A 12,696-nucleotide genomic window follows, 5' to 3' on the forward strand; every position below is an offset into this window, starting at 1 on the left:
ACCCGCGCCGCGAGCTGTGTCGAATACGGGGTATGAACAAGCCCCATGAGCCGAGGCTGTGGACCGGACGCACACCTTCTTCCGGCGCGCCCGTAGAGTGCGTCGTCCTCGTGCTGCACGGAGGCAAGGTCGACAGTCTCTCGCCGAGTAGGCCATGGCATCTGTCGGCGGTGCGGATGTGGCAGTTCACGCGTGCACTCCGAAGCGCAGGGCGCAGCCGAGGTCTTCTCGTGGCGCAGCTGCAGTACCGGTTCCGGGGATGGAACGGCATCGAGCGCAGTCCGGTGAGGGATGCCAGATGGGCGCTGCGCCGGATTCACCACGACTATCCCGACGTTCATGTCGTCGTCGTCGGGCATTCGATGGGTGGTCGAACCGCCGCCGCAGTCGCCGACGATCCTCTCGTCCGTGGGGTCGTGGCCTTGGCGCCGTGGTGGCCGGACGGAGGTGAGGTGGAGGCGATGAGAACGAGTCAGATTCTCAGGGTCGTGCACGGAGATTCGGACAGTTGGACCGATGCGGCCACATCGCGGCGTGCGACCGAAGCTGCAGCGAACGCAGGGGTGGATGCCGCGTTCTTCTCGATGCCCGGTGGACACTTCATGATTCGTCGACCGCGGTCGTGGGTGAAGACGACCACCGAGTTCGTGATGGACATGGTCGGGCGTGTTCCTGCCGAGACGGACGGAGTGACCGGGTGACGCGCCGATCCGTTGCAGTCGTGGGGAGCGGAGTTGCGGGCCTCACCGCCGCCTACGTGTTGTCGAAATCGGCCCACGTCACCGTGTTCGAAGCAGATGACCGACTCGGCGGACATGCCGATACCCACTACGTCGACGGCCCGACGGGGCCGATCGGGGTGGATACGGGATTCATCGTCCACAACGATCGCACCTATCCGACGCTACTTCGTCTGTTCGCCGAACTCGATGTGCCGACCAGTGAATCCGATATGAGCATGTCCATTCGATGTGACGGCTGCGGCCTCGAGTACTCGGGCGGGCAGGGAACCAAAGGCCTGATCCCATCGATCCGAACGCTTGCTCGTCCGCGGTACCTGGCGATGTTGCTCGAGGTCAAGCGCTTTCATCGCGAGGCGATCGCGGTGCTCGGATCGGGTACTCCGCACGAGAACGAGACGCTGGCCGAGTTCCTGTCGCGAAATCGATTCTCCGGTTACTTCGCTTCGCACTTCATGGCACCGCTGGTGTCGGCGGTGTGGTCGTGCGACCCTGCGACATCACTGCGCTATCCGGCACGCTATCTCTTCACGTTCCTCGACCACCACGGAATGCTCAGTGTCACCGGGTCGCCCGTATGGCGAACGGTGACAGGTGGATCCATCGAGTACGTGACACGCGTGGCCGAGCAGATCGACGAGGTCCGGTTGAGTACGCCTGTGCGGGCGGTCTATCGGCACGAGAACGGGGTGGACATCCGGGACTCCGCGGATGAGCTCCGACACTTCGACGCCGCGGTGATCGCGGTGCATCCACACCAGGCACTGAAAATTCTTGCCGAGCCGACCGCGACCGAACATCAGGTGCTGGGTGCTATGCCGTACTCGGTCAATCGAACACAGTTGCACACCGACGAGTCGGTTCTGCCTGCAGCCGTTCGGGCACGTGCGTCCTGGAACTATCGGATACCGACGTGTGGCGCCGAACCGGAGAACGTTCTGGTCAGCTATGACATGACGCGGCTGCAACGGCTGGACGGTCCTGGCCGGTATCTCGTCACGCTCGGCGGATCCGACGTCGTCGACCCGAGGACCGTCGTGGACGAGATGACCTACGAACATCCGCAGTACACGCCGCAGTCGTTGGCTGCGCAGAAACGACTTCCGGAGCTGGACACGGACACGCTGGCATTCGCGGGCGCGTATCACGGATGGGGCTTCCACGAAGACGGCGCGAAATCGGGCAAGGAGGCCGCCGAACGCATCGGCGGACGGTGGACATGACGGGGACCAACGCGATCTACACCACCACGATCGAGCACGTCCGCACTGCGCCCCTTCGCAATCGATTCCGCTACCGGAGTTACAGCTGGTTCGTCGATCTCGACGACATGCCGCGTATCGCTTCGTGGGCGCGCCCTTTGGCCGTGTTCGACGCGCGAGATCACATCGGCGACCCCGATCGCTCGATCCGAGCCAATCTCGACGCCTTTCTCGCCGAGCGCGACGTCGACCTGGAAGGTGGACGAATCACGATGCTGGCGAGCGCACGGGTGCTCGGACACACGTTCAACCCGCTCAGCGTGTTCTGGTGCCATGACCGTCGTGATCGGCTGGTCTGCGTGGTTGCCGAAGTGCACAACACCTACGGCGAACGCCATGCGTATCTGCTCCATACCGACGAACGCGGCGCGGCACGCACACGCAAGGAGTTCTACGTCTCGCCGTTCAACGACGTCGAGGGTGAATATCGGATGCGGCTTCCCGAGCCCGAGACATCGTTGGCGCTGTCCATCGTGCTCGAGCGAGACGATTCTCCGCCGTTCGTTGCGAACGTGGTCGGTTCGCGGCGGGCCGCGAGCACACGAGCCCTGATACGGGCGGCATGTGCAGTCCCGCTGGCGCCGCTACGAGTGGTGCTGCAGATCCGCTGGCAAGGAATTCGGTTGTGGGCCAGAGGCCTTCCGATCCGTCCGAAGCCGAGCGCTCCCGCTGTAGGAAAGGTGAACAGATGACAACGGTTCTTCGAGCCGATTCGGACGTCGATCGGCAGGTATGGCCCGGGATCGCGCACGTGCCGGCCGGCGTGAAGTCGACAGTGGCGGCCCCGGTCGCCGACTTCCTGTTCCGCCGAGCCGTCGGCAGGCTGCCCGTCCGAGTGCTGATGGACGACGGTTCGCTCATCGGCGGAGGCACAGCCGAGTCTCCGTTGATGACGATCAGGCGCCCTGCGGATTTCGCCGCTCGTGTGGGAGAGAGCGGGCTCATCGGTTTCGGCGAGGCATATATGGCAGGGGACTGGGACGCAGACGACCTCACCGCGGTTCTCGAGGTCTTCGCCACGCGAATGGCCTCGCTCATTCCCAGGTCGTTGCAGCGACTTCGTGGCCTGTATGTTCCCAAACCGCCTCGTGCGGAACGTAATACGACCAAGAATACGAGGTCGAACATTTCGCGACATTACGATCTGTCGAACGATCTGTTCGAGCTCTTCCTCGACGAGACGATGACCTACTCGAGCGCCCTCTTCGCACGCCCCGGCACGAACGACGACGGTGAATCGCTGGCCGATGCACAACGGCGCAAGATCGACCGTCTTCTCGATCGGGCGGGAGTCGGAAACGGCAGCAGGGTCCTCGAAATCGGCACCGGCTGGGGAGAACTCGCGATCCGGGCCGCCGAGCGCGGCGCGACGGTTCGCTCGGTGACGCTGTCGACCGAGCAGCAGGAACTCGCCGGCAAACGCATCTCGGAAGCCGGATGCGCCGAGCGAGTGCAGGTCGATCTGTTGGATTATCGTTCGGTCGACGGCGAATACGACGCTGTGGTCTCGGTCGAGATGATCGAGGCCGTCGGACATCAGTACTGGGGTACGTACTTCGAGACGATCGACCGCCTTCTCGCACCCGGCGGACGCGTCGCGATTCAAGCGATCACCATGCCGCACGACCGGATGCTCGCCACGAGGAACACCTACACCTGGGTGCACAAGTACATATTTCCCGGTGGGTTCCTCCCGTCCATTCGCGCCATCGAAGAGGTGACCGAGAAGCAGACGAGACTTCGTGTGCGAGAACGTTTGTCGATGGGTGACCATTACGCGCGGACGTTGGAGCGTTGGGACGAGACCTTCCGCGCCCATGCACGGGAGACGGCGGATCTGGGTTTCGACAGCGTGTTCGGCCGAATGTGGCACTTCTACCTGTGCTACTCGGCGGCCGGATTTCGGTCCGGTTACCTGGACGTACAACAGATCGTGCTCGACCGGAGGGAAGACAGATGAGCAGCACTCGAGACGACGGCATTGCTTCGCGCATCGCCGAACTACTGCGGCCGCTCGTCGGGGGTGACCTGCCGGTCCGCCTCGAGGCCTGGGACGGCAGCGTTGCGGGCACGCTCGGAGCTCCGACGGTGAGGGTGAAGACCCCCGACGTTCTGCGCCGACTGCTGTGGAACCCGGGCGAGCTGGGTGCTGCACAGGCTTACGTGCTCGGCGAACTCGATGTCGACGGGGACGTGGGCGACGCACTCGATCATGTCTGGTCCGAGGTACGGTCCAGGCGCCTGCAGGCGGTGCGCCCGTCTCCGATCGCAGTGGTGAAACTGGCTGCACTCGCGAAGGAACTCGGTGTATTCGGTAAGCCACTTGCACCACCTCGCTCGCAGGCAGTGGTGAAGGGGCGCCTGCATTCTCTGGTGCGTGACCGAGCAGCCATCAGTCACCACTACGACCTGTCCAATGATTTCTACGAGCTGGTACTCGATCCACGCATGGCGTACTCGTCGGGATACTGGACGTCGACGAGCGAGAACTACACGCTCGCCGACGCCCAGCGAGACAAATTGGATCTGGTCTGCCGAAAGATCGGGCTCGACGAGAGACCAGGGCAGCGATTTCTCGACGTGGGCTGCGGGTGGGGTTCACTGAGCCTGCATGCCGCCGAGCACTACGACGCTCAGGTGGTCGGCGTGACGATCTCGCGCGAGCAGAAGGCATTCGTGGACAAGCGTATTGCCGACCTTGGACTGCAGGACCGTGTCGAGATCCGTATTCAGGACTATCGCGAGATTCCGGACGGTCCGTTCGACGCAGTGGCCTCGATCGAGATGGGTGAGCACGTCGGTGAGAAGAACTACCCGACCTACACTGCGGCGCTGCACAGGAACGTGCGCCCCGGTGGTCGTGTGCTGATTCAACAGATGTCGCGCAAGGAGGGTGACAACCCGGGGGGAGGTGCGTTCATCGAGTCCTTCATCGCGCCCGACATGTACATGCGGCCGGTCGGAAGAACCGTCGCGATGATCGAGGAGGCGGGGCTGGAGGTACGCGACGTTCATGCACTGCGCGAGCACTACGTCCGGACGGTCGAGGAATGGACCGAGCGATTCGAGAACCGATGGGACGACGTCGTCGCCCTCGTGGGTGAGGAAGTCGCACGGGTGTGGCGGCTGTACCTCGTCGGTGGGGGTATGGCGTTCCGTGACGGACGCATGGGCGTCGACCAGATTCTGTCGGTACGTCCCGACTCGCACGGCCGTGTCGACATGGATCCGGTTCGCCCGCACTGGGTGGGCGCGGCAGGGCACGAACTGTGAATTCGTTCGACTGGTCGGACTTCCTGATCGTCACGGTGAGCAGCCTCGCCGCGACCGTGATTCTGATGGCGGTGACAGCGCTGATCGGATCTCGTACAGGCAGGCACAACGTCGTGGATGTGACGTGGGGCGGTGGATTCGTACTGATCGCCGTCGTCGCGGCCGCCGTGGGCACCGGTGAGCTGTGGCGCCGTCTGCTTCTCGTGGCCCTCGTCGCCATCTGGGGACTGAGACTCGCGTCGCACATGTTTCGTCGTTCGCTCGGCAAGGGCGAGGATCCGCGATACGAGGAGATGCTCTCGAAGGCGCCGGGCAATCGGACTCTGTACGCGCTTCGGAAGATCTATCTGACGCAGGGCGTTGCGCTGTGGTTCGTGTCGCTGCCGATTCAGGTTTCGGCTGTAGCGCACGGTTCGGTCGGGGTGGTCGTCGCCGCGGGAGTTGTGCTCTGGGTGATCGGGCTGACGTTCGAAGCCGTCGGAGACGCGCAGCTGAATGCCTTCAAAGCGGATGGCTCGAACAGGGGCAAGATCATGGATCGCGGGTTGTGGTCGTGGACGCGTCATCCCAATTACTTCGGCGACGCATGCGTGTGGTGGGGCATCTTTCTGCTGTGTGCGTCGGCGTGGCCGGGAGTCGTCACCGTGCTCTCTCCTGTGGCGATGACCTACTTCTTGGTGTTCGCTACCGGTGCGCGTCTGCTGGAGAAGACCATGTCGACCCGGCCGGGGTACGAGCACTATCAAGAGAGAACCAGCTACTTCCTTCCGCGTCCGCCCAAGCGAACCTGACACTTGGTGCAGTGCGCCGACGGGATCGATGTCGGGGGAACTAGTGTTGACCGGTAGAGAGATGGTCGATCCCCGGTCACACAGATCCCCGGTGACACCCCCGAGGTGAGAGGAAGGCGCATCGTGGCGCACGAGCGAGCTGGAACGGTTGCACTGCCCGAGGACCTCGTCGATGTAGCTCAGCTCGTGACGGCTTACTACTCGCGGACACCGGATGTGTCCGATCCGGGTCAGCAGGTCGTGTTCGGCACATCCGGGCATCGAGGGTCCAGTCTGGATACCGCGTTCAACGAGGCGCACATCCTGGCGACGACGCAAGCCATCGTCGAGTATCGCGCCGCGCAGGACATAACGGGACCGCTGTTCATCGGACGCGACACGCACGCGCTGTCCGAGCCGGCGTGGACCACCGCCCTCGAAGTCCTTGCCGCCAACGATGTCTCGGTTCTCGTCGATTCGGGTGACCGCTACACCCCTACGCCCGCCGTGAGCCACGCGATTCTGCGATACAACTCGTCCGGGTCCGCGGCCCGCGCCGACGGCATCGTGGTGACGCCATCGCACAATCCGCCCCGTGACGGCGGTTTCAAGTACAACCCTCCGCATGGGGGGCCCGCCGACAGCGATGCGACCTCGGTCATCGCGGCCCGGGCCAACGAACTGATCCGCGACGGGTTGACCGGGGTCAAGCGAGTATCGTTGGCGACCGCCCGGCGGACCATGGTGGATACCTACGACTTCCTCGGAACCTATGTCGACGACCTGCCGAACGTCGTCGACGTCGACGCGATCAGGGCCGCAGGAGTGCGCATCGGCGCCGACCCCCTCGGCGGCGCGAGTGTCGACTACTGGGATGCCATCGCCGAACGCCACAACCTCGATCTCACCGTCGTCAATCCACTCGTCGACTCCACTTTTCGATTCATGACGCTCGACACCGACGGCAAGATCCGGATGGACTGTTCGTCGCCGAATGCGATGGCGTCGCTGATCGCGGCCCGCACCACCTACGACATCGCTACCGGAAACGACGCCGATTCCGATCGCCACGGAATCGTGACCCCGGACGGCGGTCTGATGAATCCGAATCATTATCTGGCCGTTGCGATCGATTATCTCTTCACTCACCGACCCGGTTGGTCACCGAACACCAGGGTGGGCAAGACCCTGGTGTCGTCGTCGATGATCGATCGAGTCGTTGCAGGCCTGGGTCGACACCTTCTCGAGGTTCCCGTCGGGTTCAAGTGGTTCGTGCCAGGGCTGTTGAACGGCGAACTCGGTTTCGGCGGCGAAGAGAGCGCGGGAGCATCGTTCCTTCGGGCGGACGGACGCGTGTGGACCACCGACAAGGACGGCATCATTCTGGCGTTGTTGGCGTCCGAGATCACCGCGGTCACCGGCACGACGCCGTCTCAGCGGTACTCGGAGTTCGCGGCGCAGTACGGAAGTCCGGCATATGCGCGTGTCGATGCTCCCGCCACTCGGGAGCAGAAGGCTGTGCTAGCCGCCCTCTCACCCGAGCAGGTGACGGCAACGGAGTTGGCGGGTGAGAAGATCACGGCGACACTGACCGCGGCTCCGGGGAACGGTGCGGCTATCGGGGGACTCAAAGTGACCACCGAGAACGCCTGGTTCGCGGCGAGGCCGTCCGGAACGGAAGACGTGTACAAGATCTACGCCGAGTCGTTCAACGGTGAGGCGCACCTTGCGAAGGTTCAGTCCGCGGCACGAGATCTGGTGTCGCAGGCCTTGAATCAATCGTGACGAGCCAGAACACAGCGGACAACGTCGAAGAAGTTCGAACTCTGCCGTCGGAAATCTGGGTACTGATCTCGGCGAGTTTCGTGATCGCGCTCGGCTTCGGGATCGTCTCGCCTGCGTTGCCCCAGTTCGCGACCGAATTCGGTGTCGGAGTGGTCGCGGCGTCGGCGGTGATCAGTGCGTTCGCCATGATGCGTCTGCTGTTCGCGCCCGCCAGTGGAACGCTCGTACAGAAACTGGGTGAACGCCCGGTCTATCTGACGGGTCTGCTCATCGTCGCGGTATCGACGGGTGCATGCGCCTTCGCGCAGACATACTGGCAACTTCTGGTCTTTCGTGGACTCGGTGGTGTCGGCTCGACGATGTTCTCCGTATCTGCACTGGGTCTTCTGATTCGAATGAGCCCGGCGCACAGTCGTGGTCGTGTGTCGGGAATGTACGCGACCAGTTTTCTCATGGGGTCGATCGGCGGGCCTCTGCTCGGCGGCGCTGTCGTCGGGCTCGGGCTGCGGGCACCGTTCATCATCTATGCCGTCGCCCTCGTGATCGCGGCAGCCGTCGTCTTCTTCAGCCTCGACAATTCGAACGACACACGGGGCGAGAATGATTCGGCAGTACCTGTGCTGTCGCTGCGGGCCGCTCTGAAAATCCCGGCGTATCGCGCGGCGCTCTCGTCCAACTTCGCCACCGGTTGGGCTGTGTTCGGGGTTCGTGTAGCCCTGATTCCGCTGTTCGTGATCGAGGTTCTCGACCGGTCGGCAGCGGTTGCAGCGATCGCGCTCACGGTATTCGCCGTCGGGAACGCTTTGGTGTTGATCACCTCCGGTCGACTCTCGGACGTCCGCGGCCGCAAACCATTCATCGTGCTCGGACTCGTCGTGTCGGCCGGGGGAACAGCGGCGATCGGTCTGACCGACAATCTGCTGCTGTTCATGGCTGCGTCCTTCATCGCCGGGTTGGGTTCGGGATCGATGACGCCGCCGCAACAGGCCGCGGTGGCCGACATCATCGGATCCAGAGCCCGCGGAGGTCCGGTTCTGTCGACATTCCAGATGACGGCCGACGTCGGTGCGATTCTCGGCCCCGTCGTGGCAGGCGCCGTCGTGCAGTACTACTCGTACGGAGCAGCATTCGTCATGTCCGGTGCCGTTCTCCTCGCCGCGGCGCTGTGGTGGCTGTGTGTCTCCGACACCATGGTGCGATCGAAGGCAGCTGAATCTTCCGCGTGAGATAGGGCCGATCGTGGGCTCATCCGTACTATTCGGACTGTGAGTCAAAAGAAATCCAGTGTCAAACACACTCCGCAGCCGACGTCGAGTAGGTCCACCTACATTCTTGCCGGTGTGGCGCTCGTTGTGGTGGTCGTGGTGGTCGTCGTCGCAATTCTGTGGCAGCGCGGCGACGACGCTCCGCGCAACGACGGTTACGGTTCGGTCAAGGATCCGGCCGTGGTGTCGACGGTGCAGGACGGCGGCGTAGTCCAGCTCGGCCGTCCAGGGGCACCTGACACGGTGGACATCTTCGAAGACCCGATGTGTCCGTTCTGCGGGCAACTCGAGACCAAGCACGGACAGGAACTCGCCCAGAAGATCGACGACGGATCCGTTGCAGTCCGCTATCACATGGTGGTGCTCCCACAGTTGGACGAGGCATCGGCGAGCGGGAACTATTCGAGTCGTGCTGTCGCCGCATCGCATTGCGTCGCCGCCTCCGAGAACGCGATTGTGTATTCCGCATTCCATGCAGGCCTGTTCGACTCGAATTTCCAGCCCGAGGAGAACGCGGACTCCGATCGATCCGATTCGGAGCTTGCCGCGCTCGCGCACACCAGCGGCGCGTCCGATTCCACCGCCCGATGCATCACCTCGGGTGAGAAATCAGCGGAGGCAACGACCGATGCAGCTGCCGCACGGGAGGCGCTCGCTGCGTCGGGAGCCCAGGGAACACCCGGTGTTCTGGTCAACGGAGAACTGGTCGACGCGCTGCGCGATTCCGGGTGGGTCGAGTCGATCGGCTGACTTCGAGGTACAGCCACGACCAGGTGATTTGTCGCTCCGAGCGGGCATGGTGTAACTTCGTTCGAGCAACCGCATGACAAACGCGGAAGCGAAGTACGGGGCTATGGCGCAGCTGGTAGCGCACCACACTGGCAGTGTGGGGGTCAGGGGTTCGAGTCCCCTTAGCTCCACGTAATACTGAAACAGGGAGCCAATCCAAATGGGTTGGCTCCCTGTTTTGTTCTGTCCGGTCACCCCATGCAGCACAGCCGAGGTGTGCCGACGATTCCGCACCCCAACGTCGGCACACCTGACTGAGCTTGGGTTCGACTCCCAGTACTTGGGTTCAACTCCCAGTACTTGGGTTCGACGTTCTCAGTGAGCGGCGTCGAATGCCTGTTCCACCTCGGCGGGGATACGCCCTCGTGCCGAAATGGTGTAGCCGTTGGACTTCGCCCATTCGCGAATGGCCTTGGTCTGATTGGCGTCGCGCTTCGCGCCCGATGCCTGGGCGCCGACTGACTTCTTGGTTCGTTTTCCACCGACTCGCGCGGAGTGTTCGATGTAGTAGTTCAGTTTGCGGTGAAATTCTTTGGCGTTCTTGTCGCTCAGATCGATTTCGAAGCTGGCGCCGTTGACGGAAAAGGTTATGTGCTCGCCACCGGAATCGATTGGCTTGTCGTCGATATCATCGACGAGTTGTACATAGACTTTTTTGGCCATTCCGTAGTTCTCCAATGTATTCGGGGTGCGTCCGTATGCAACTCAACGACTATACGACTGTGCTCCCGAATAATCCATGTGGCTTCGTCATGCGACGGTTCGGATAGATGATTGCGCGTTCTAGAATCGTGAACTCGCGCCCATGAGTGGCAGGTTCCAAGAACGAAACAATTGCAAATCAGTAACGATCGGACTGTTCGGTCTGCAGCGCGTTACGCATCTCGTCCATTCCGATGAACTTGACCCGTGGACGCCCCTGTTTCTGCCCTTCCGTAATCTCCGCCTTGTCGATTCGAGACCAGTCCGAGAAGTCCAGCGATTCGGGTGACTTTTCCTGAAGAAGCGCGTCGAGTTCAGCACGCCCCATTGCAGGCGGCGTCAGGCGCCCACCGGCAATGTCGGAGAGAATCGACCGCACCGTTTCGGCTGCACATTTCTTGTTGGTTCCGATGACACCCGACGGTCCACGTTTGACCCATCCGGCGACATAAACGCCGGGCAGTTCCGCTCCGGTGGTGTCGGTGACGCGCCCACCGAGGTTGGGAATGGTGCCGCGACGTTCGTCGAACGGTACGGACGCGATAGGTTGCCCGCGATATCCGACCGATCGAAGGACGAGTCCGGTCCGGAGTGTCTCTATCTCATCGGTCCGGGCGGCCTCGACCGTGCCTTTTTCGTCGACGGTCAGCGTATTCCGCGCGAGACGAATGGCGGTGGCCGATTGCCGGTCGGGATTTCCCTCATCGTCCAAGATTTCCACAGGAGACATACAGAATCGGAACACGAGTCGTTTCTTTTGCGAACCTTCGAAATCAACGGTTGACGACTTGGTTGCGATTTCCCTGGCAAGTTGTACTTTGAGCGCCGTCGACGAGTCCGCGGTACCGGCTTCGATTGCAGCGCGGGTCGAGTCGTCGGGTTCGGCATCGGCCGCGGCCAGCTCGATATCGATCCACGGGCAGTCCATCAATTCGAGCAGTTCGGGGTTCGTGTACGCGGCCTGCGCCGAGCTGCGGCGTCCGACGATGACGACTTCCCGAATAGTGCTGTGCCGCAACTCCTCCAGAGCATGGTCGGCGATGTCGGTTCGTTCGAGGACCTCGATGGGGGCGAGAAGGATTCTGGCCACGTCCAGCGCGACATTCCCGTTGCCGATGATCACCGCTCTTTCTCCGGATAGATCGAATCGACGATGCGCGTGGTCGGGATGCGCGTTGTACCAGGCGACGAACTCAGAGGCCGAGACACTGCCCGCCAATTCTTCGCCGTCGATACCCAGACGGCGATCACCGGAGGCACCCGTCGCATACACGACAGCGTCGTGCCGAGCGATCAATTCCTCATGAGAGATGTCCCTGCCGATGTCGACTCCGAAATGCACTCGGACGCTCTTCTTTCCCGCGGCCGTGCGGAACAGATCGGAGACCGTTTTGGTGCCTGGGTGGTCGGGCGCGACTCCGGCGCGCACCAGACCGTACGGGGAAAGAAGGCGCTCGAACATCTCGACCTCGATCCCTCGAATGGAGGCCAGTTCCATCGCTGTGTAGAAGGCCGCCGGGCCGGTCCCGACGATCGCTACACGCTTTCCACTGAAGTCGACGCCCTTCCAAGTGGGGGAGGGGTCCTCGTACGTCCCCGATGTCGGGTGTGAGTCGAAATAGTCCGCGTTGAGATCGAGGTACCGGGCTTGCCCTACCTCCAGTTCGTGGTCGGCGCGTATGGCGTCCACGGGGCATTCGTCGACGCACGCTCCGCAATCGATGCACACGTCAGGGTCGATGTGCAGCATGTCGGCCGTCATGAAGCCGGGTTCGTCGGGTGTGGGATGAATGCAGTCGACCGGGCAGACATCGGTGCAGGACGCGTCGTTGCAGCACTGCTGGAGAATCACGAACGTCATGTATTGGTTCTACCGCGCAGGCTCTCGTCGGGTGCTGGGTTCGGAGGGACTGGCGCAACGTTTCGGTCACGACACGCTCACGATCGATCCTCGTTGCGTCCGGGGGTCGACTCTGCGGCATCCGTCTGTTTCACTTGTTGCGAAAGTGTCTGCTGTTGCCGGTGTGGCTCGTCTTGGTTCTTGGTTCTTGGTTGTTGGATCGTGCCGGTGGCGTGTCACCGGTGTTCTTTTCGCTCGTGAAACTCGGCT

Annotated in this window: 11 protein-coding genes and 1 tRNA gene; 10 read left to right on the plus strand and 2 right to left on the minus strand. The window is 62.6% G+C overall.

Going from position 1 to position 12,696, the window contains the following annotated elements:
* Window positions 1-32 precede the first annotated feature (32 nt).
* The 10 genes from RY1_RS28085 to RY1_RS28130 all read left to right on the plus strand — a co-directional run bounded on the left by RY1_RS28085 (window position 33) and on the right by RY1_RS28130 (window position 10,015).
* Window positions 33-701, plus strand: coding sequence for an alpha/beta hydrolase (locus RY1_RS28085; protein ID WP_072807337.1), 669 nt, complete (start codon window positions 33-35; stop codon window positions 699-701).
* A complete protein-coding gene (locus tag RY1_RS28090) occupies window positions 698-1,963 on the plus strand; it encodes an NAD(P)/FAD-dependent oxidoreductase (RefSeq protein ID WP_072807338.1) in 1,266 nt (421 codons plus the stop codon). The genes RY1_RS28085 and RY1_RS28090 overlap by 4 nt, the downstream gene beginning before the upstream one ends.
* A complete protein-coding gene (locus RY1_RS28095) occupies window positions 1,960-2,694 on the plus strand; it encodes a DUF1365 domain-containing protein (protein WP_072807362.1) in 735 nt (244 codons plus the stop codon). The genes RY1_RS28090 and RY1_RS28095 overlap by 4 nt, the downstream gene beginning before the upstream one ends.
* Complete coding sequence (locus tag RY1_RS28100) at window positions 2,691-3,962, plus strand: SAM-dependent methyltransferase (protein ID WP_072807339.1); 1,272 nt, start codon at window positions 2,691-2,693, stop codon at window positions 3,960-3,962. Before RY1_RS28095 ends, RY1_RS28100 begins: the two co-directional genes overlap by 4 nt.
* Window positions 3,959-5,275, plus strand: a complete 1,317-nt coding sequence (locus RY1_RS28105; RefSeq protein WP_072807340.1) for an SAM-dependent methyltransferase — start codon at window positions 3,959-3,961, stop codon at window positions 5,273-5,275. The genes RY1_RS28100 and RY1_RS28105 overlap by 4 nt, the downstream gene beginning before the upstream one ends.
* Window positions 5,272-6,066 carry a DUF1295 domain-containing protein gene (locus RY1_RS28110; RefSeq protein WP_072807341.1) on the plus strand — a complete coding sequence of 265 codons (795 nt, stop codon included), beginning with the start codon at window positions 5,272-5,274 and terminating at the stop codon, window positions 6,064-6,066. The genes RY1_RS28105 and RY1_RS28110 overlap by 4 nt, the downstream gene beginning before the upstream one ends.
* 123 nt (window positions 6,067-6,189) lie before the next feature.
* Window positions 6,190-7,830: a phosphoglucomutase (alpha-D-glucose-1,6-bisphosphate-dependent) gene (gene pgm / locus RY1_RS28115; protein WP_072807342.1), complete on the plus strand. Its 1,641-nt coding sequence runs from the start codon at window positions 6,190-6,192 to the stop codon at window positions 7,828-7,830.
* On the plus strand, window positions 7,827-9,056 hold the full coding sequence (locus tag RY1_RS28120) for an MFS transporter (RefSeq protein WP_072807343.1): 1,230 nt from the start codon (window positions 7,827-7,829) through the stop codon (window positions 9,054-9,056). Before pgm ends, RY1_RS28120 begins: the two co-directional genes overlap by 4 nt.
* 39 nt (window positions 9,057-9,095) lie before the next feature.
* Window positions 9,096-9,845, plus strand: a complete 750-nt coding sequence (locus RY1_RS28125; RefSeq protein ID WP_072807344.1) for a DsbA family protein — start codon at window positions 9,096-9,098, stop codon at window positions 9,843-9,845.
* Between the two features lie 97 nt (window positions 9,846-9,942).
* Window positions 9,943-10,015, plus strand: a tRNA-Ala gene (locus tag RY1_RS28130).
* Between the two features lie 184 nt (window positions 10,016-10,199).
* Here RY1_RS28130 and RY1_RS28135 read toward each other — a convergent pair.
* Both RY1_RS28135 and RY1_RS28140 read right to left on the minus strand, forming a co-directional pair.
* The gene (locus RY1_RS28135; RefSeq protein ID WP_072807363.1) at window positions 10,200-10,547 is read right to left on the minus strand and encodes a histone-like nucleoid-structuring protein Lsr2; all 348 of its coding nucleotides are present in this window, start codon (window positions 10,545-10,547) and stop codon (window positions 10,200-10,202) included.
* A gap of 178 nt (window positions 10,548-10,725) precedes the next feature.
* Window positions 10,726-12,447 (minus strand): FAD-dependent oxidoreductase, encoded by a 1,722-nt coding sequence (locus RY1_RS28140; RefSeq protein ID WP_072807345.1) that lies wholly within the window; start codon window positions 12,445-12,447, stop codon window positions 10,726-10,728.
* Window positions 12,448-12,696: the final 249 nt, after the last annotated feature.

Origin of the sequence: Rhodococcus yunnanensis NBRC 103083 (assembly GCF_001895005.1) — a bacterium.
Classification (GTDB): domain Bacteria; phylum Actinomycetota; class Actinomycetes; order Mycobacteriales; family Mycobacteriaceae; genus Rhodococcoides; species Rhodococcoides yunnanense.

Coding starts and splice junctions, on each gene's coding strand:
- RY1_RS28085 (WP_072807337.1), top strand. CDS start 33: ATGAACAAGCCCCATGAGCCGAGGCTGTGGACCGGACGCACACCTTCT.
- RY1_RS28095 (WP_072807362.1), top strand. CDS start 1,960: ATGACGGGGACCAACGCGATCTACACCACCACGATCGAGCACGTCCGC.
- RY1_RS28100 (WP_072807339.1), top strand. CDS start 2,691: ATGACAACGGTTCTTCGAGCCGATTCGGACGTCGATCGGCAGGTATGG.
- RY1_RS28105 (WP_072807340.1), top strand. CDS start 3,959: ATGAGCAGCACTCGAGACGACGGCATTGCTTCGCGCATCGCCGAACTA.
- RY1_RS28135 (WP_072807363.1), bottom strand. CDS start 10,547: ATGGCCAAAAAAGTCTATGTACAACTCGTCGATGATATCGACGACAAG.
- RY1_RS28140 (WP_072807345.1), bottom strand. CDS start 12,447: ATGACGTTCGTGATTCTCCAGCAGTGCTGCAACGACGCGTCCTGCACC.